The organism is Pseudomonas sp. NFIX28, from assembly GCF_900107395.1.
GTDB lineage: Bacteria > Pseudomonadota > Gammaproteobacteria > Pseudomonadales > Pseudomonadaceae > Aquipseudomonas.
The window spans coordinates 1-18,248 of sequence record NZ_FNPW01000013.1 but is presented as its reverse complement, the minus strand read 5'-3'; the positions used below and the strand labels follow the sequence as shown (position 1 = coordinate 18,248).

General features: G+C 64.1%; 14 protein-coding genes. 6 read left to right on the top strand and 8 right to left on the bottom strand.

The window, feature by feature from the left end:
* Positions 1 to 115: 115 nt before the first annotated feature.
* The 4 genes from BLV20_RS22430 (at position 116) to BLV20_RS22415 (ending at position 4,932) form a co-directional block, all read left to right on the top strand.
* Entirely contained in the window at positions 116 to 1,318 is a 1,203-nt protein-coding gene (locus BLV20_RS22430) for an SfnB family sulfur acquisition oxidoreductase (RefSeq protein WP_092304643.1), read from the top strand.
* Positions 1,319 to 1,329: 11 nt separating this feature from the next.
* Positions 1,330 to 1,806 (top strand): acyl-CoA dehydrogenase, encoded by a 477-nt coding sequence (locus BLV20_RS22425; RefSeq protein ID WP_092304642.1) that lies wholly within the window; start codon positions 1,330 to 1,332, stop codon positions 1,804 to 1,806.
* Positions 1,806 to 3,224 (top strand): LLM class flavin-dependent oxidoreductase, encoded by a 1,419-nt coding sequence (locus tag BLV20_RS22420; protein WP_092304641.1) that lies wholly within the window; start codon positions 1,806 to 1,808, stop codon positions 3,222 to 3,224. Before BLV20_RS22425 ends, BLV20_RS22420 begins: the two co-directional genes overlap by 1 nt.
* Before the next feature lie 271 nt (positions 3,225 to 3,495).
* Complete coding sequence (locus BLV20_RS22415; RefSeq protein ID WP_092304640.1) at positions 3,496 to 4,932, top strand: FAD/NAD(P)-binding protein; 1,437 nt, start codon at positions 3,496 to 3,498, stop codon at positions 4,930 to 4,932.
* A 103-nt stretch (positions 4,933 to 5,035) separates the two neighbouring features.
* Here BLV20_RS22415 and BLV20_RS22410 read toward each other — a convergent pair whose 3' ends face one another.
* The 4 genes from BLV20_RS22410 to BLV20_RS22395 all read right to left on the bottom strand — a co-directional run bounded on the left by BLV20_RS22410 (position 5,036) and on the right by BLV20_RS22395 (position 9,520).
* Entirely contained in the window at positions 5,036 to 6,142 is a 1,107-nt protein-coding gene (locus tag BLV20_RS22410) for a Gfo/Idh/MocA family protein (protein WP_092304639.1), read from the bottom strand.
* Positions 6,143 to 6,421: 279 nt separating this feature from the next.
* Complete coding sequence (locus BLV20_RS22405) at positions 6,422 to 7,189, bottom strand: SDR family oxidoreductase (RefSeq protein WP_092304638.1); 768 nt, start codon at positions 7,187 to 7,189, stop codon at positions 6,422 to 6,424.
* Between the two features lie 44 nt (positions 7,190 to 7,233).
* Positions 7,234 to 8,301, bottom strand: a complete 1,068-nt coding sequence (locus BLV20_RS22400) for a phosphotransferase family protein (RefSeq protein WP_092304637.1) — start codon at positions 8,299 to 8,301, stop codon at positions 7,234 to 7,236.
* Positions 8,302 to 8,569: 268 nt separating this feature from the next.
* The gene (locus tag BLV20_RS22395; protein ID WP_092304636.1) at positions 8,570 to 9,520 is read right to left on the bottom strand and encodes a 2-hydroxyacid dehydrogenase; all 951 of its coding nucleotides are present in this window, start codon (positions 9,518 to 9,520) and stop codon (positions 8,570 to 8,572) included.
* Between the two features lie 780 nt (positions 9,521 to 10,300).
* Here BLV20_RS22395 and BLV20_RS22390 point away from each other — a divergent pair.
* A complete protein-coding gene (locus BLV20_RS22390) occupies positions 10,301 to 11,581 on the top strand; it encodes a serine/threonine transporter (protein ID WP_092304635.1) in 1,281 nt (426 codons plus the stop codon).
* Here BLV20_RS22390 and BLV20_RS22385 read toward each other — a convergent pair.
* The 4 genes from BLV20_RS22385 to acnB form a co-directional block, all read right to left on the bottom strand.
* The gene (locus BLV20_RS22385; RefSeq protein ID WP_092304634.1) at positions 11,563 to 12,222 is read right to left on the bottom strand and encodes an acyl-homoserine-lactone synthase; all 660 of its coding nucleotides are present in this window, start codon (positions 12,220 to 12,222) and stop codon (positions 11,563 to 11,565) included. The two genes, BLV20_RS22390 and BLV20_RS22385, sit on opposite strands and share 19 nt — an antisense overlap.
* A 30-nt stretch (positions 12,223 to 12,252) precedes the next feature.
* Entirely contained in the window at positions 12,253 to 12,978 is a 726-nt protein-coding gene (locus BLV20_RS22380) for an autoinducer binding domain-containing protein (RefSeq protein ID WP_092304633.1), read from the bottom strand.
* Between the two features lie 340 nt (positions 12,979 to 13,318).
* On the bottom strand, positions 13,319 to 14,200 hold the full coding sequence (locus BLV20_RS22375) for an alpha/beta fold hydrolase (protein ID WP_092304632.1): 882 nt from the start codon (positions 14,198 to 14,200) through the stop codon (positions 13,319 to 13,321).
* A gap of 357 nt (positions 14,201 to 14,557) precedes the next feature.
* Positions 14,558 to 17,158, bottom strand: coding sequence for a bifunctional aconitate hydratase 2/2-methylisocitrate dehydratase (acnB, locus tag BLV20_RS22370; protein WP_092304631.1), 2,601 nt, complete (start codon positions 17,156 to 17,158; stop codon positions 14,558 to 14,560).
* Between the two features lie 407 nt (positions 17,159 to 17,565).
* On the opposite strand from acnB, the gene BLV20_RS22365 reads away from it, so the two are divergent.
* Positions 17,566 to 18,036 carry a DUF1289 domain-containing protein gene (locus BLV20_RS22365; protein ID WP_025809403.1) on the top strand — a complete coding sequence of 157 codons (471 nt, stop codon included), beginning with the start codon at positions 17,566 to 17,568 and terminating at the stop codon, positions 18,034 to 18,036.
* The last annotated feature ends 212 nt before the right edge of the window (positions 18,037 to 18,248 follow it).

Here is an 18,248-nt window from a genome sequence, read left to right as displayed (position 1 = left end):
TTCTTATGGATAAGTCACAACTAACTGATTTTTAAGACTTATAGTCTTCGGCACGACTTCTGCAATCTCCAGCCTGGAACGGATCTTCCGCATTCGACAGGACCTGGAGTCGGCCATGACAACCTCTGCTCAACCCACCCGAACCGCCCACATCATCCGCTCCGACGCCGAGGCGATTGCCGTCGCCCGGACCTTGGCCGAACGTTTCGCGGTCGAGGCCAGCGTGCGCGATCGCGAGCGGCGCCTGCCATTCGCCGAGCTGGACGAGTTTTCCGCCAGCGGCCTGTGGGGCATCACCATTCCCAAGGACTACGGAGGCGCCGGGGTGTCCTACGTGACGGTGGCGGAGGTGATCAAGATCATTTCCGCCGCCGACTCGTCCCTCGGCCAGCTGCCGCAGAACCACCTGGGCGTGCTCGACATCCTGTTGCAGACCGCCAGCGAAGAGCAGAAGCGCTACTACTTCGCCAAGGTGCTGCAGGGTTATCGCTTCGGCAATGCGTTCTCCGAGGCCGGCAGCAAGCATGTCGGCGCCTTCGAGACGCGCATCCGCTTCAACGCCGACGGCGCGCGGATCGATGGCGAGAAGTTCTACTGCACCGGCGCCTTGTTCGCCCATCTTGTGCCGGCGGTGGCGGTCGACGAGCAGAACAACGCATTCATCGCCTTTATCGAGCGCGACAACCCCGGCCTGACGGTGATCGACAGCTGGGACGGTTTCGGCCAGCGCACCACGGCCAGCGGCGGCGTCACCCTCGATGCGGTGCAGGTGCCGCTGAGCGCGGTGATCCCGGCCCATCGCGCGTTCGACCAGCCCACCGCCGACGGGCCGATCTCGCAGATCATCCAGGCGGCGGTGGACACCGGCCTGGCGCTCGGCGCCCTGGAAGAGGCCAAGCGCCATGCGCGCCAGTCGCGGCCCTGGATCGACAGCGGCCAGGACCATGGCTGGCAGGACCCGTTCACCATTGCCGCCATCGGCGACCTGGAATGGCGGGTGCACGGCGCCGAGGCGATCCTGGAAAAAGCCGGGCGGGCCATCGACCGGGCGTTGCGTGAACCCAACGAAGACACGGTGGCCCAGGCCTCGGTGGTGGTGGCGCAGGCCAAGGTGCTGTCGACGGAAAGCGCCTTGCTCGCCAGCAGCAAGCTGTTCGAACTGGCCGGCACCCGCTCGGTGCTCGGCAAGTACAACCTCGACCGTTACTGGCGCAACGCGCGGACCCACACCCTGCACGACCCGGCACGCTGGAAATACCACCTGATCGGCAACTTCCTGCTCAACGGCATCAAGCCCGCCCGCCACGCCTGGAACTGAGGAATCGCCCCATGAATGCATTGAGCCAAGCGGCCGCCCATGACAAGCGCGCCCATGAACAGTCCGAGCCACGCCTCGACGAACTGCGCCGCGCCCGCGAGCTGCTGCAGTCGACCCTCGAGTTTGTTCGTGAACAGGCCAAGCCCTGGCCCGGTAGCGGCGTGGCCAGGGCCAGCGACGACCCTTATGTGATCAGCCGCTTTGGCGACCTGCTGATCCGCATCGAAGTCGCCGCTGCCTTGCAGGAACGGGCGCAGGCTTTGCTCGCCAGCGCGGGCGATGTCGCCGAAATCGGCGTGGCCCAGGCCGAGGCGGCCATCGCCAGCCGCGAGGCGCTGCTCGCGGTGAGCAACGCCGAGTTCGAGCTGAGCGGCCAGCGCAGCCCGCTGCCCGCTGAGCTGGATGGGCCGTTGCGCTGGAAATACTCGTTGATCGGCAACTACCGCCTCAACGGCGTGGTGCCGCCCAGCTTCAGGAGTGCTGTTTGATGCCTCGGGAAATCCGTCTCAACGCGTTCGACATGAACTGCGTCGGCCACCAGTCGCCGGGCCTGTGGGCGCATCCGCGGGATCGCTCCTGGCAATACAAGGACCTCGAATACTGGACCGACCTGGCGCGGATCCTCGAACGCGGCAAGTTCGACGGCCTGTTTATCGCCGATGTGCTGGGCATCTACGACGTCTACCAGGGCAACGGCCAGGCGGCGATCCGCCAGGCGGCCCAGGTACCGGTCAACGACCCGCTGCAACTGATCCCGCCCATGGCCCTGGTCACCGAGCACCTGGGCTTCGGCCTGACCGCGTCGCTGTCGTTCGAGCATCCTTATCCCTTTGCCCGGCGTCTTTCGACCCTCGACCACCTGACCCGCGGCCGCGCTGGCTGGAATATCGTCACCTCCTACCTGGAAAGCGGGGCCAGGAACCTAGGGCAGAAAACCCAGGCCGAGCACGACGCCCGCTACGACTACGCCGAGGAATACCTAGAGGTTTGCTACAAGCTCTGGGAAGGCAGTTGGGAAGAGGGCGCGGTGCTGCGCGACCGGGAGCGGCGGATTTTCAGCGACCCGAGCAAGATCCATGAGATCCGGCACTTCGGCCAGCACTTCCAGGTCCCGGGCATCCACCTCTGCGAGCCTTCACCGCAACGCACCCCGGTGCTTTACCAGGCCGGCGCGTCGAGCCGCGGCAAGCAGTTCGCCGCCGAGCAGGCCGAGTGCGTGTTTGTCGCCGCGCCGTCCAGGGTGCTGCTGAAGAAGACCGTGGCCGATATCCGCCGCCGGGCCGCCGAGGCCGGGCGCGACCCGGCGCAGATCCTGATTTTCAACCTGCAGACGGTGATCCTCGGCGAGACCGACGCCAAGGCCAGGGCCAAGTTCGAGGAATACAAGTCCTGGGTCAGCTACGAAGGCGCCATGGCGCTGATTTCCGGCTGGACCGGCATCGACTTCAGCCAGTTCAGGCCCGACGAGCCACTCAAGCATGTGCACACCAACGCCATCCAGTCGGCGGTGGAAGCCTTCTCCAGCGCCGACCCGAACAAGGTCTGGACGCCCCATGAGCTGGCGGACTGGGTCGGCATCGGCGGCTTTGGCCCGCTGTTCGTCGGCAGCCCGGAGACCGTGGCCGACCTGCTCCAGGAGTGGGTCGAGGACACCGATGTCGACGGCTTCAACCTGGCCTATGCGCTGACCCACGAGACCTTTGTCGACGCCGTCGAGTTGCTGGTGCCGGAGCTGCAGAAGCGCGGTGTGTACAAGACCGAATACGCCCCCGGCACCTTGCGCGAGAAGCTGTTCGGCGCCGGGCCGCGCTTGCCGCGCAATCACCCGGGCAGCGCCTATCGCGACCTGGCGGCCTTGCACCGGCAGGCGCGGGAGGTGGCTTCGGTGCGGGAGCCTTCCCTGTAGCCGCTGCCGCTGGCTGCGATCTGCAATATGCGGGAGCACCGTCGCGACCGTTCCGGTCGATCGCAGCCCGCGGCAGCGGCTACGGAGGTTGCCATCCAGCCAGGCGCGAGCGCGCTTTCGGATCGCCGAACAAACTATTAATGTGGCGCACAAGTACGCCTCCAAGGCCTCGATACCGGGCGCGTGGCATGCTCCGAACGGCCAATGAGCGGCTGGCCCGGGGCGATCCGCGCGACTTCTACCCAGGCAGATACTGACCCGTGAGAACTGCATGAGCCAAACACACGACGGACAGGCGACCGGCGCCATCCGTGACGCCGATGTGCTGATTGTCGGGGGCGGCCTGAGCGGCGCCTTGCTCGCCGCACACCTGCTGCGCCTGCCGGGCCGGCGCCAGGTGCTGGTGATCGAACCGCGTAGCGAACTGGGGCGCGGCGAGGCCTACAGCGCCGTCGAGCTGGGCCACACCCTGAACGGCAACGCCGCGCGCATGAGCGTCGACCCGGACAATGCCGACGACCTGACCCAGTGGCTGACCGACTACATCGCCGCCGGCGGCTGGCCGGAGTCCAAGCAGCAGCCTGTGCCGATCAGCGAGCTGTTCCCGCCCCGTGGGATCTTCGGCCTGTACGTGCAGCAGCGGTTGGCCGAGGCCCAGGCGATCGGTGCCCAGCAGGGTTCGACGGTGGAACATGTGCGCGCCGAGGTGGTGGACCTGCAGGTCGCTGCCGACTCAGCCTTGCTGAGCCTGGATGACGGCCAGCAACTGCGCGGCGCATGCGCCGTGCTGGCCACCGGCATGTTTCCGGCGGCGCGCACGCCGCAGACCCAGTCCAGCGGCCTCAACGCCGCGGCGGTCGATCCCTGGGATGTGTCGGCCATGGCGCAACTCGACCCGCAGGCGACCGTGCTGATCATCGGTTCCGGGCTGACCATGGTCGATGCCGTGGTGTCGTTGGAGCAGGCCGGACATCGTGGGCCGATTGAGGTGTTCTCGCGTCACGGCCTGTTGCCCCACGTGCGGCGCCAGCCACCGGCCTGGGTGGATTTTCTCGCCGAGGATCCAAGCCTGCGCACCCCGCGCCAGTTGCTGCGCGCGTTGCGTGGACAATGCCGCGCGGCGCTGGTGGCCGGCGTGGACTGGCAGGCGCCGCTGGACACCGTGCGCGCGCATATCGGGCGTTTGTGGAGCCAGGCCACGGATGTGCAGCGCCGGCAGTTCGTGCGCCATGTGCGGCCCTGGTGGGAAAGCCATCATCACCGTTCGCCGCCCTTGAGCGCCGAGTTGGTGGCGCGATTGCACGGCGAAGGGCGGTTGCGCATCCATGCCGCGTCCTTCAAAGGGTTGCAGCCCTCGGCGGGTGGGCGCCTGGCGATTTGCATCCGCCGCCGTGGCGAAGCGCACACCGGTTGGGTCGTCGGCGATGCGCTGATCAATTCCAGCGGCATCGAATACGACTGGCGCCGGGTCGCTCGGCCCTTGCCGCAACAGTTGCTGGCCCGCGGCCTGATCCAGCCGGGGCCGCTGGCCCTGGGAATCTGTGCCGACCCCGGTGGCGCGGTGGTGGATGCCCAGGGGCAGGTCGCCAGCCGGCTGTTCGCCATGGGCCCGCCGTTGCGCGGCATGTGGTGGGAAAGCACCGCGGTGACCGATGTGGCCCTGCAAGCCAAGGCTCTGGCCGTACGCCTAGCGGCATTACCCCTGTAGCCGCTGCCGCAGGTTGCGAACGGCTGCGCAGCAGACGCCGCGATCCTGAGGCCGCCAGCAAGATCCTGCGGACCTTTTCGCAGCTTCGCCTTGGCTCAGCAGGCTACAGGGTCACCCAGCGCTGTTCGGCGGCGGCAAGGCGGATCGCCGCCGCCAGGCGCTCGACCTGCAAGGCCTCGGCAAAATCGGTCCCGCCTTGCCCGTGGCCGCCGAGGGCCATGATCAGTTCGTGTACTTCCAGGGTCTTGAGTTCGTTGTAGCCCAGTTGATGCCCCGGGGCCGGGCTGAAGGCGGCGTAGCCGGGCAGGGCGGGCCCGGCCAGCAGGCGCTGGAAGCCGCTATCGCCGGCCCGGTACAGGCGCAGTTCGTTGAGGCGTTCCTGGTCGAAGGCCAGGGTGCCGCGGGTGCCGCTGATCTCGAAACTCAGGTGGTTCTTGTAGCCGTGCTTGAGCCAACTGCTGCTGCAGGTGCCGCGAGCGCCGCTGGCAAAGCGCAGCAGGGCGTGGGCCTGGTCGTCCACGGCGATCGGGCGCCGCTCGTGGCTGCCGGCGCTGGCCGGGCGCTGGTGGTGCACGGTCTGGGTGTCGGCGCAGACCGCCTCGATATCGCCCAGCAGATACCGCGCCATAGCCAGCAAATGGCTGCCCAGGTCGGCCAGGGCGCCGCCGGCATGCTGCGGGTCGCAGCGCCAGGAGAAGGGCGAGGAGGGGGCGGCCATGAAGTCTTCGCTGAACTCACCCTGGAAGCTGACGATTTCCCCCAGTTCGCCGCTGTCGATCAGCGCCTTGGCCTGCACGATCATCGGGTTGTGCTGATAGTTGTAGCCGACCCGGGTGACCACCCCGGCGGCCTTCGCCGCTTGCTGCATCTGCTGCGCCTGTTCGACGCTGACCGCCAGGGGCTTTTCGCAATACACCGCCTTGCCGGCCTTCAGCGCGGCCATGGCCATGGGAAAGTGCAGGTGGTTGGGCGTGGTGATCGCAACCAGGTCGACCGCCGGGTCGTCGATCAACCGTTGCCAGTCGCCATGGGCTCGGGCAAAACCCCAGGCCGCGGCGCAGTGCTCGGCGCGCTGGCTGTCGGCATCGGCCAGCGCCGCCAGGTGCAGGCGCACCGGCAACTCGAACACCGCGCTGACATTGCGGAACGCCAGCGCATGGGCTCGCCCCATGAAGCCGGTGCCGATCAAGCCTATTCCCAGTTCACCCATAGCCGGACCCCTTGCAGAATTGTTGTTGTAAGGAAGACTATTTATGGAATAAATATTCCCTAATTGCAATTGGTGGAATAAATATTCATTTCTCCAGCGACGCCTATATGGCGACGCCTATACGTAGGAGCGAAGCTTGCTCGCGAAAGGGCACATGCAGTGCCGCCGCCATTGGGCCGCTGCGCGCCCCATTCGCGAGCAAGCTTCGCTCCTGCGGCTGGCTTGGCGGACATGAAAAAGGCAGCCCGCAGGCTGCCTTTTTTTGTGGCGAAGAGAGGGTCAGGAAAGGAAGCCGCCGTCCACGTTCAGCGCTACGCCCGTGGTGTAGCTCGAGGCATCGCTGGCCAGGTAGAGCACGGCGCCGGCCATTTCGCTCGGGTCGGCCACGCGCTTGAGGGGGATCTGCGCCAGGGCGGTCTTGAGGATGGCGTCGTTCTTCACCAGCGCCGAGGCGAACTTGGTGTCGGTCAGGCCCGGCAGCAGGGCGTTGCAGCGGATGCCGAACTGCGCGCATTCCTTGGCGAAGACCTTGGTCATGTTAATCACCGCCGCCTTGGTCACCGAGTAGATGCCCTGGAAGATGCCGGGCGACACGCCGTTGATCGAGGCCACGTTGATGATGCTGCCGCCGCCGTTGTCGCGCATCAGCTTGCCGGCTTCCACCGACATGAAGAAATAGCCGCGGATGTTCACGTCGACGGTTTTCTGGAAGGCACCCAGGTCAGTGTCCAGCACGTTGCAGAATTGCGGGTTGGTGGCGGCGTTGTTGACCAGGATGTCCAGGCGCCCGAACTGTTCGCGGATGTTGGCGAATACCTGGCTGATCTGCTCCATCTCGCCGATATGGCAGGCGATGGCGGTGGCCTTGCCGCCGGCGGCGACGATCGCGTCGGCCACATGCTGGCAGCCTTCGAGCTTGCGGCTCGAGACGATTACATGGGCGCCTTGCTGGGCCAGCAGCTTGGCGATGGCTTCACCGATGCCGCGGCTGGCGCCAGAGACGAAAGCGATCTTGCCGTCGAGGTCGAACAACTGAGTCTTGGACATGGTTTTTCCTTGTTATGGGGCCTTGGGAGCGATCGGGGCCGCGGTCAGAGGCTGGATTTGTCGATGACTTGCAGGCTCATCTGCTCCAGCAACTTGTTCATGTGAATGAACTGCGCGAAGCGTTTGTCCTGGGTCTGGCCATGGAAGAAGCGGTAGTAGATCTGCTGCACGATGCCGGCCAGGCGGAACAGGCCGTAGGTGTAGTAGAAGTCGAAGTTGCCGATCTGGATGCCGGCGCGTTCGGCGTAGTAGTCGACGAACTGCTGGCGGGTCAGCATGCCCGGGGCGTTGCTCGGCTGGCGGCGCATCAGTTGCACCGGCGCCGGGTCGCTGGCCTCGATCCAGTAGGCCAGGGTGTTGCCCAGGTCCATCAGCGGGTCGCCGAGGGTGGTCAGTTCCCAGTCCAGCACGCCGATGATCTGCATCGGGTTGGCCGGGTCGAGGATCACGTTGTCGAAGCGGTAGTCGTTGTGCACGATGCTCGAGGTCGGGTGATCGGCCGGCATCTTGTCGTTGAGCCAGGCCTTGACCGCTTCCCACTTCGGCGCATCAGGGGTCAGGGCTTTCTCGTAGCGGTCGCTCCAACCCTTGATCTGGCGCTGCACATAACCTTCGGGCTTGCCCAGGTCGCTGAGGCCGCAGGCCTGGTAGTCGACGCGGTGCAGTTCGACGAACTTGTCGATAAAGCTCTTGCACAGGGCTTCGGTCCTGACCGCGTCGAAACCCAGTTCCGGCGGCAGGTCGGAGCGCAGGATGATGCCCTTGACCCGTTCCATCACATAGAACTCGGCGCCGATCACCGATTCGTCGGTGCAGTGCACGTAGGCTTTCGGGCAATACGGAAAGCCGTCCTTGAGTTGGTTGAGAATGCGGTATTCGCGGCCCATGTCGTGGGCCGACTTGGCCTTGTGGCCGAAGGGCGGGCGGCGCAGGACGAATTCCTGTCCCGGGTATTCCAGCAGGTAGGTCAGGTTCGAAGCACCGCCCGGAAACTGGCTGATCCGCGGGGTGCCGGTCAGGCCCGGAATGTGCGCCTTGAGATACGGATCGATCAGGTTGGCATCGAGTTCCTCGCCGGAGCGAGTGCGGGTGGACTGGTCAGTAAGCGCCATGCTTATCCCTTCTGCTTATTCTGGAGGCCAGAGATTATTGGCTAATCTAATGCGCCCACCTGGGGGCCACAATCGCCGAAGGCCTTTATAGGTGAGCGTGTTGCCGGGCAATCATTGCTTTTGATACAAGCGTTTGAAAGGCCCCGGCTTCACTCTAGTCCAGTTCCCGGGGCCTGAATGAGCATTGCGAGCGGAGCGGCGCCCGGCGCTGTTTCCGCAGAGCGGCCGATGGCGCCCAGCGCGAGGCATGGCCTGGGCGGCGCCTGGTTCAGTTCGGGGCCGGCAGGGCGATCGGGGTCAACAGCGGCTGGCCGTTGAAGTGCGCCGTCAGGTTCTTGCCCACCAGTTCCACCGTGGCCTGGGTCGCTTCCGGCGACAGCCCGGCGACGTGTGGCGTCAGCACCACATTGTTCAGGGGCTTCAAGGCATCCGGCACCCGCGGCTCGTCGTCGAACACATCCAGGGCCGCGCCGGCGATGCTGCGTTGCTCCAGGGCGTGCAGCAGGTCGGCGGTGTTGACCACGCTGGCGCGGGCGATGTTCACCAGGAAACCCGCGGGGCCCAGGGCCTGCAGTACGGCCTTGTCGACCAGCTGGTGAGTGCCGATGCCGCCGGGCGTGGCCACGACCAAAAAGTCCGAATGCCGCGCCAACTCGGTCGGGGTCGAGCAGAAGCTGTAGGGCACGTCGCTGCGGATCTGCCGGTTGTGATAGCTGACGCTCATGTCGAAGCCGTTGGCGCAGCGCTTGGCGATGGCCAGGCCGACGGCGCCCAGACCGAGGATCCCCAGGCGCTTGCCGGCCAGGGAAGGGCGCATGACTTTCGGCCATTCGCCACGACGCACGGCGGCATCGGCACGGGGAATGTCGCGCACCAGCGACAACAGCAGGGCCATGGCATGGTCGGCCACCGACGAGGCGTTGACCCCGGCACCGTTGGTCACGGCTATCCCGCGGTTGCTCGCCGCCTGCAGGTCGACCTGCTCGTAGCCGGCGCCGATCACACAGATGATTTCCAGATGCGGCAGGGCGGCGATTTCCTCGGCGGTCAGGCCCAGCGGACCGCGGGTAAGCACCGCGTTGATCTGCCCGGCATGGGCGTGAATGGCGGCCGCCCGTTCGCTGGGCGTCGGCGCGAGGATCAGGTGAAAGCCCTGGTTTTCCAGAATCGACAGGTAGTCATTGATGGTTTCGACGAGGACCAGAACAGTGGCGGGCATGCGTGTCTCCTGAAGGACTGAAGAGGGATGGACAGCGTACGGCGCATCGACGACAACCGGCAGGCAGGGCATGGAGCTACGGTGCCGTGACAAACCACTCAAGTGCTCAAGATTGCGGATCGCACGGCGCTTTGGCAAGGCGCCGTCGCGGGATTTTCCCGCCATGGTTCCACCGGCGGCCTCAAGAGTTCCGCCATCTTCAAGGGCCTCTTCGCCGGCAAGCTTGGCTCCTACGCCAGCCATCGCCCGCCATTATCCATACCGTAGGAGCGAGGCTTGCCCGCGAAGGCGGCCTCAAGAGCCCCGCCGTCTTCAAGGGCCCCTTCGCCAGCAAGCTTGGCTCCCTACGCCCGCCATCACCCGCCATCACCCATTCCGTAGGAGCGAGGCTTGCCCGCGAAGGCGGCCTCAAGAATCCCGCCATCTTCAAGGGCCTCTTCGCCAGCAAGCTTGGCTCCTACGCCCGCCATCGCCAGCCATCACCCATTCCGTAGGAGCGAGGCTTGCCCGCGAAGGCGGCCTCAAGAACCCCGTCGTCTTCAAGGGCCTCTTCGCCAGCAAGCTTGGCTCCTACGCAAGTTGTGGCTGGATGATTGCTTCTGGCGCCGCAAAACCGCGCCCCAGACATCTGCACCGCTAAACCGTTCCTCAGCTAAGCCTTTGCTTCTGCTGAGTAATCCCGGACAATCGCGCCCCTGTTTCGGCCATGGCTCTTTTTGTCGGGTACTCCGACGCGTCCTGGCCGGGTGGCAAATGACCGGAATGTGGAGATCCCACCGGATGAATGATCAGGCCAACAGCGTTGATCAACGCTTTGAAGCGGCAGCACCAGCGACCCTCGGAAGCTGGAATCGCCAAGACACTACCTGGATGCTGGGCCTGTTCGGCACCGCCATCGGCGCGGGCACCCTGTTTTTGCCGATCAACGCTGGCCTGGGCGGCTTCTGGCCGCTGCTGGTGCTGGCGCTGTTGGCCTTCCCGATGACCTTCTTCGCCCACCGTGGCCTGACCCGCTTCGTACTTTCCGGACGGGACGGAGCGGACATCACCGAAGTGGTGGAAGAACATTTCGGGATCAAGGCCGGCGCCCTGATCACCTTGCTGTACTTCTTCGCCATCTTCCCGATCCTGCTGATCTACAGCGTGGCCCTGACCAATACCGTGGGCAGCTTCATGGAGCACCAGCTGCACATCATGCCGCCGCCGCGCGCCGTGCTGTCGCTGGTGCTGATCCTCGGCCTGCTGGCCGTGGTGCGCTGCGGCGAGCAGGTGATCGTCAAGGCCATGAGCCTGATGGTCTACCCGTTCATCGTCGCCTTGCTGTTCCTCGCGGTGTTCCTGGTTCCACACTGGAACGGCGGCATCCTCAGCACCGCCAGCACCTTGCCCGAACCTTCGGCGTTCCTGCACACCTTGTGGCTGGCGATTCCGGTGATGGTGTTTTCGTTCAACCACTCGCCGATCATCTCGGCCTTTGCCGTGGACCAGAAGCGTCGGTATGGCGTGCACGCCGAAGAGCGCAGCTCGCAGATCCTGTCGCGTGCCCACCTGCTGATGGTGGCGATGGTGCTGTTCTTCGTCTTCAGCTGCGTGCTGACCCTGTCGCCGGCCCAGCTGGCCGAAGCCAAGGCGCAGAACTTGTCGATCCTGTCGTACCTGGCCAACCACTTCAGCAACCCGACCATCGCCTTTGCCGCGCCGCTGATCGCGTTCGTGGCCATCGCCAAGTCGTTCCTGGGCCACTACATCGGCGCCAGCGAAGGCCTCAAGGGGCTGATCGTGAAGAGCGGCCGCCGCCCGGGCGCCAAGGCCCTGGACCGCATGACCGCGGCCTTCATGCTGGTGGTGTGCTGGATTGTCGCCACGCTCAACCCGAGCATCCTGGGCATGATCGAGACCCTGGGTGGCCCGATCATCGCGGCCATCCTGTTCCTGATGCCGATGTACGCCATCCGCAAGGTACCGGCCATGGCCCGCTACCGCGGCCAGGCCTCCAACGTGTTCGTCACCCTGGTCGGCCTGGTGGCAATCACCGCGCTGGTCTACTCCCTGAGCGCCTGACCCGTCGGCGGCCCACCGCGCGTTGGCGGTGGGTTGCCGCGCAGAAATGCCTGATTGAGCGAAGCCACGGCCGCCGACTGCGTATAAAGCGCGGCGCGGCCGTTTTTCTGATAGGCCGGAAAATCCAGGGCCAGCAGATGGTCGCGGTTGACCCGCTGCGGCTGGCCAAGCCGGCTCAGCGCCACGCCATGGCGCAGGAAGTAGCGTTCCAGCGCCGGCGTGGTCACCGCCACCACCGAATTCGCCCCCAGCGTCCAGGCCGTGTGCAGGGTGTGCCAGAACACCCGCATCGGCAGCTTGCCGTGTTCCAGCGCCGAGGCGGCAAAGCGCGAGATTTCCCAGGTATCGTCCTGGCGCGGCAGGGGCCGGTCGCAGAGAAAGCCAAACACCTCCGACAGCAGATAAGGCTGGGTGGTCGGCAGCAGCCGGGCACAGCCGTGGATCTTCTCTTCGCTGTCCAATGCCAGGGTGTAGCGGGTGTCGGCATGGTCGAACTGGTCGAGCTCATGTCTGGGCTGGTGGTTGCTAGAGGGCAGTTGCCAGCCCAGTTGCTCGATGAAGACCGCGTGGCGATAGCGGCCGAGGTCGTCACGAAGCGCCGGCGAAAGCTGGCTTTCATGCCGTGAAATCACAGTGATCATGGGTCGATATCCTTATCGTCGGGTAAAGCGTCAGATCAGCCCCAGGACGGCGGCATAGGCGGCGGCCAGGGTCTTGTTGGCCGCGCCGAATTTCTTCTGGATGACCTTGAGGTGGAAGTTCACGGTATTCACCGAGATGCCCAGGATCAGGGCGATCTCCCCGGAACTCTTGCCATCGGCCGTCCATTGCAGGATTTCCCGCTCGCGCGCGCTCAATTCCTGTGGATCGGACTGGGTATTCGAATGCCCGAGCTCGCTGAGCCGTCCGGCTGCCAGCTCGATGATGCAGCGCAGGCGCAGGCGGATCACTTCCCGTTCCACCGCGCTGATGGCGGTGTTGCGGCGGGCGACCGACAACACGCTCAGCGCGCCGTCGGGCGTGCGGATGGGCACCGTAGCGCCCACCCGCAAACCCCAGTCCTGGGCCTCGCCCCAAAGCACCGAGCCTTTGCCGAACAAGACGTCGTTCCACACCACCATTTCCGTGGAGCGCAGGCCGTTGAGGATCGACGGATCGATCGCGGCGTAGTTCTGCTGCTGGTAGCGCTCCATCCAGGGCTGCGGATAAGAGCCGTAGATCTCCGTTTTCGGCCGGGTGAAAGGGATCGAATGCCGGATCCCGTAAGCGTAAAAATCAAACCCCAGGTACTGGATTTCCCGTTCCAGCAGCGCAAATACCTGTGCGCTCTCCTGTAGCTTGAGCATCTCCATGCGCAGGTCGTTCCACCAGTGCATGAAATCCTGTTGTCTTTCCATGGCGTTTGCCTTGATTCCTTGCACGTCAGGGAATCTAGACCACGGCAATACGCTGTCAATGTTCATGAAGTTCATAGAAAAACCCGCAAGTGCTCTGGTTTGTCGCTATTTTTCCGGCCACCCGGGCGCGGGCCCGGGAACTCGGGGAGTGGTACGCCTGGGGACGGCTGGTGACCCAGGCCGGCCTGCGGCAATCTGTCACGGTATGGCGGCCTGTCCCGAATGCGTTTTCCTGACTGGCAAGGGGAAAGAAATTCCCCGGCAAAACCGCTGGCGATCATCCGCATGGCTCTTCCTTGAGTGTTCCGGCCGTCTCCGGCGTGGCGATGGGGCAGGGTGCTCAGGCAAAGCGCAAACGGGTCATGGGTTCCACCGCGACCGCCCGCTCGCGGGCGCTCGGCAGCAGCTCGGCGAGCAGGGCGCGGTGCACGCCGTCGGCGGCGGCTTTCGATTCCAGGTCGAGAAAATGTCCACTGCCTTCGACTACCGCGAAGCTGCAGTCGCGTACGTAATGCCGGAACTGCTGGGCGTCCTGCGCCGAGGTGTATTCGTCCCAGGCGCCATTGATGAAATGCACAGGGCTGTTGATCGTCGCCAGGCGCTGGAGGAAGCTGCCCTGGTTGAGCGCGAGCGCTTGTTCGATATGAAAACGCACCTGATGTTGCTCGGCGGCCACGAGCGTGGCCATGTGCTGCTGGTTGGCGGACTTCAGGCGCGGCGGCAGATGCTTGCCCAGGGTGTTGTTGAGCAGGTGGCCGATCCCGCCGCTGTCCTGCTGCGCCAGCAATGCCTGGGCGCCGCTCACGTAGTCGAGCATTGGCTGGTTGAGAATGGGGGTGAAGGACATCACTACCGAGCTTTGCACCGTGGCCGGGTTCTGCGCCAGGGCCAGCAGGGTGGACAGGCCGCCCCAGGAAGTCGACACCACATGGTTGGCCTTGAAGCGCTCGATCAGGGCCAGCAGGATCGCCACTTCGTCTTCCTTGGTCACCAGGCGCTGGTCCGGGTTGTGCGGCCGTGAGTTGCCGGAGAATGGCAGGTCGAACATCACCACATTGAAATGCTCGGCCAGGCAGCGGCTGGTGCGGGCGAAGGCCGTGGTGGTGGCCATGGCGCCATTGACCAGCAGCACGGTCTTGCGCTGCGGGTCGCTGCCCAATTGTTCGACATGCACACAATAATCGTTGAACGCTTTCTCGATCACGCAATGGTTACGCCACATAGCACACCTCCATTTGTTGCTTTTGACAGGGCGAAAGAGTCCGCGGCAGCCATGATCCGGCTGTCGTGCGCGGGATTTTTTTATAGTCGTGTGAACGCTTTGAACGATTCGGCGCGGGCTGACAGTCGTCATCCCAAGGCCATGGCAAGCAGGCAGCATCCGACGTTCGGCAGAGCGTCAGGGGCTGTTGGCAGTGGCATGATTTTTAGCAAGCGCGGGGAGGGCGAACAACTACCAGATCTGGTAGGAAAAAAGCCTGGCAGTGTGGTGCCAGAGCGACTAGCGAGCGAATCGCCGGGATAAAAAAACGCCGCGTATCATCGTGGGATACGCGGCGTTCTTCATTGCCTTGCAGCCTTAGGCTTGAACCACCGGAATCTTGGCGTTCGCAGCAGCCTCACGGAACTCGGCGATCTGGTCGAAGCTCAGGTAGCGGTACACGTCCGCTGCCATGCTGTCGATCTTGCCGGCGTATTCCATGTACTCCTCGACGGTCGGCAGGCGACCCAGGATGGAGGCCACGGATGCCAGCTCGGCCGAAGCCAGGTAGACGTTCGCGCCGTCACCCAGGCGGTTCGGGAAGTTACGGGTCGAAGTCGAAACCACGGTGGAGTTCGGCTCGACGCGTGCCTGGTTACCCATGCACAGCGAGCAGCCCGGCATTTCCATGCGCGCGCCAGCCTTGCCGTAGATGCCGTAATAGCCTTCCTCGGTCAGCTGGTGAGCGTCCATCTTGGTCGGCGGCGACAGCCACAGGCGGGTTGGCAGCTGGCCCTTGACCTGATCCAGCAGCTTACCGGCAGCGCGGAAGTGACCGATGTTGGTCATGCAGGAGCCGATGAACACTTCGTCGATCTTCTCGCCAGCAACGCTGGAGAGCAGGCGAGCGTCGTCCGGGTCGTTCGGCGCGCAGAGCACAGGCTCCTTGACGTCGGCCAGGTCGATCTCGATGACTTCGGCGTATTCGGCGTCCTTGTCGGCTTCCAGCAGTTCCGGGTTGGCCAGCCAGGCTTCCATCGCCTGGGCGCGACGCTCCAGGGTGCGGGCATCGCCGTAGCCTTCGCCGATCATCCAGCGCAGCAGGGTGATGTTCGACTGCAGGTACTCGGCGATCGACTCTTTGGACAGCTTGATGGTGCAACCGGCAGCCGAACGTTCGGCCGAGGCGTCGGACAGTTCGAAGGCTTGCTCGACGGTCAGGGTTTCCAGACCTTCGATCTCCAGGATGCGGCCGGAGAAGGCGTTCTTCTTGCCTTTCTTCTCGACGGTCAGCAGGCCTTTCTGGATCGCGTAGTAAGGGATGGCATGGACCAGGTCACGCAGGGTGACGCCAGGCTGCAGCTTGCCCTTGAAGCGGACCAGGATCGATTCCGGCATGTCCAGCGGCATGACGCCAGTGGCGGCGGCGAAGGCCACCAGGCCGGAACCGGCCGGGAACGAGATGCCGATCGGGAAGCGGGTGTGGGAGTCGCCACCGGTGCCGACGGTGTCCGGCAGCAGCATGCGGTTCAGCCAGCTGTGGATGATGCCGTCGCCCGGACGCAGGGACACGCCGCCACGGGTCATGATGAAGTCAGGCAGGGTGTGGTGGGTGGTGACGTCGATCGGCTTTGGATAGGCCGCGGTGTGGCAGAACGACTGCATCACCAGGTCGGTGGAGAAGCCCAGGCAAGCCAGGTCCTTCAGTTCGTCACGGGTCATCGGGCCAGTGGTGTCCTGGGAACCGACGGTGGTCATTTTCGGTTCGCAGTAGGTGCCTGGACGCACGCCTTTCACGCCGCACGCCTTGCCGACCATTTTCTGCGCCAGGGTGAAGCCCTTGGTGCTCTGGGCCGGAGCTTCCGGCTTCTTGAACAGGTCCGAAGGCGGCAGGCCCAGTTCGGCGCGAGCCTTCTCGGTCAGGCCACGGCCGATGATCAGCGGGATACGGCCGCCGGCGCGGACTTCGTCGAGCAGGACCGGGGTCTTCATTTCGAAGGTGGTCAGGACTTCGTCGCTGTTGTGCTTGGTGACTTTGCCAGCATGCGGGTACAGGTCGATCACGTCGCCCATATGCATGTTGGAAACGTCGAATTCGATTGGCAGTGCGCCGGCATCTTCCATGGTGTTGTAGAAGATCGGGGCAATCTTGCTGCCGAAGCAGAAGCCGCCTGCGCGCTTGTTCGGCACATAGGGAACGTCGTCGCCGAAGAACCACAGGACCGAGTTGGTCGCCGATTTACGCGACGAACCGGTGCCGACCACGTCGCCCACGTAGGCGATCGGGAAGCCTTGGCCGCGCATTTCTTCGATCTGCTTCATCGGGCCGGTCTTGCCTTGCTCGTCCGGAACGATGCCGTCACGGGCCATTTTCAGCATGGCCAGGGCGTGCAGCGGGATGTCAGGGCGGGACCAGGCATCCGGGGCAGGGGACAGGTCGTCGGTGTTGGTTTCGCCCGTGACCTTGAACACGCGCAGGCTGATCTTGTCGGCCAGCACCGGGCGGTTCTTGAACCACTCGCCGTCAGCCCAGGACTGCAGCACGCCTTGGGCGTGGGTGTTGCCGTTCTTGGCTTTTTCCGCGACGTCGTGGAAAGCATCGAACATCAGCAGGGTGTGCTTGAGCTGTTCGGCCGCGACCGGAGCCAGTTCGGCGTCGTCCAGCAGCTCGACCAGGGTCACGATGTTGTAGCCGCCCTGCATGGTGCCCAGCAGTTCAACGGCGCGCTTGTTGTCCAGCAGAGGGGATTTGGCTTCGCCTTTGGCCAAGGCGGAGAGGAAACCGGCCTTTACATAGGCGGCTTCGTCGACTCCTGGTGGAACGCGGTTGGTGATCAGGTCAACGAGGAAGGCTTCTTCGCCAGCGGGGGGATTCTTCAGCAGCTCGACCAGGCCTGCAGTTTGTTCGGCGTTTAGCGGCTGGGGAACGATACCCAGTGCTGCACGCTCTTCGATATGTTTGCGGTAGGCTTCAAGCACAGTATTACCCTCATCAGTGGTCCCAAATGGGTGTCCGGGACGCTCATCCCGAAATTGCCGTACTCATGCGCTGCGTGACGTTGTGGGTCACTTAGCCAGAATTACCGACAATTCCTTACAGAAGCTGCTTTCAAAGTTTTACGCCTGCAGAACGGGAGCTGATGAGGGTTGGCGCTGGGCTTTCCCCGCTGGAAAGACCCATCGCCAACACCGCTCTGAAGGAACGACTGTGCTCGTGACGCTTTGAAAACAGCTTCTAACGGACATTGGCGCCTAAAAAGGCTGGCTGATTCTACGGCAAAAAAAATTTAAAGGTAAGTTCGCCTCCGAAGTTTGAGGGGTGATCAATGTTAGACAAAGGGCTAACATGCGGGCCTGTTTCGCTTTTTTCCTCCTATTGCCTATTTATGCCCAATCAGACCATCAAGACCCCTTGCGTCGGCCTCTGCTCCACTGTCTACGGTGACCTGGTGTGCCGTGGCTGCAAGCGTTTCCACCATGAAGTGATCCACTGGAACGGCTACAACGAGGAAGAAAAGCGCGCGGTGTGGCTGCGTCTCGAGCAGTTGCTGGTGCAGGTGATGGCGGCCAAGCTGGAAGTCTTCGATCCGCAGCGGCTGCGTGAGCAGCTGGAGCAACGCAAGATCCGTTTCGTGCCGCACCAGTCGGAATATTGCTGGGCCTATCAGCTGATTGCCCGCGGGGCGCGGGTGATCAACCAGCTGGAAGCCTACGGGATGGTGTTGCTGCCGGAATTCCGCGACTGGGAATTGCCGGAATTGCGCGATGCCATCGATCGGGAGTTTTTCCTCCTGTCCGAAGCCCATTACCAGCGCTATATCGCCCCGGGGTTTCTCAAGGACGCCTTTGGCGCCTGATCGCTAAAGGCATACGAAGACGGCTATGTCGCGCAGCCTTTTCGTAGGAGCCAAGCTTGCTGGCGAAGAGGCCCTGAGGATCGACGTCGCTTTCAAGGGGGGCCTTCGCGGGCAAGCCTGAACTGGTCAAGTAATCCTGGACACCGATTACGGTCTACGCCGCCCGTTTCTCCCTCGCGATCGGCGACCAATAGTCGTTGTAACTGTGAGGC

Coding starts and splice junctions, on each gene's coding strand:
- BLV20_RS22430 (WP_092304643.1), top strand. CDS start 116: ATGACAACCTCTGCTCAACCCACCCGAACCGCCCACATCATCCGCTCC.
- BLV20_RS22425 (WP_092304642.1), top strand. CDS start 1,330: ATGAATGCATTGAGCCAAGCGGCCGCCCATGACAAGCGCGCCCATGAA.
- BLV20_RS22420 (WP_092304641.1), top strand. CDS start 1,806: ATGCCTCGGGAAATCCGTCTCAACGCGTTCGACATGAACTGCGTCGGC.
- BLV20_RS22415 (WP_092304640.1), top strand. CDS start 3,496: ATGAGCCAAACACACGACGGACAGGCGACCGGCGCCATCCGTGACGCC.
- BLV20_RS22410 (WP_092304639.1), bottom strand. CDS start 6,142: ATGGGTGAACTGGGAATAGGCTTGATCGGCACCGGCTTCATGGGGCGA.
- BLV20_RS22405 (WP_092304638.1), bottom strand. CDS start 7,189: ATGTCCAAGACTCAGTTGTTCGACCTCGACGGCAAGATCGCTTTCGTC.
- BLV20_RS22400 (WP_092304637.1), bottom strand. CDS start 8,301: ATGGCGCTTACTGACCAGTCCACCCGCACTCGCTCCGGCGAGGAACTC.
- BLV20_RS22395 (WP_092304636.1), bottom strand. CDS start 9,520: ATGCCCGCCACTGTTCTGGTCCTCGTCGAAACCATCAATGACTACCTG.
- BLV20_RS22390 (WP_092304635.1), top strand. CDS start 10,301: ATGAATGATCAGGCCAACAGCGTTGATCAACGCTTTGAAGCGGCAGCA.
- BLV20_RS22385 (WP_092304634.1), bottom strand. CDS start 12,222: ATGATCACTGTGATTTCACGGCATGAAAGCCAGCTTTCGCCGGCGCTT.
- BLV20_RS22380 (WP_092304633.1), bottom strand. CDS start 12,978: ATGGAAAGACAACAGGATTTCATGCACTGGTGGAACGACCTGCGCATG.
- BLV20_RS22375 (WP_092304632.1), bottom strand. CDS start 14,200: ATGTGGCGTAACCATTGCGTGATCGAGAAAGCGTTCAACGATTATTGT.
- BLV20_RS22365 (WP_025809403.1), top strand. CDS start 17,566: ATGCCCAATCAGACCATCAAGACCCCTTGCGTCGGCCTCTGCTCCACT.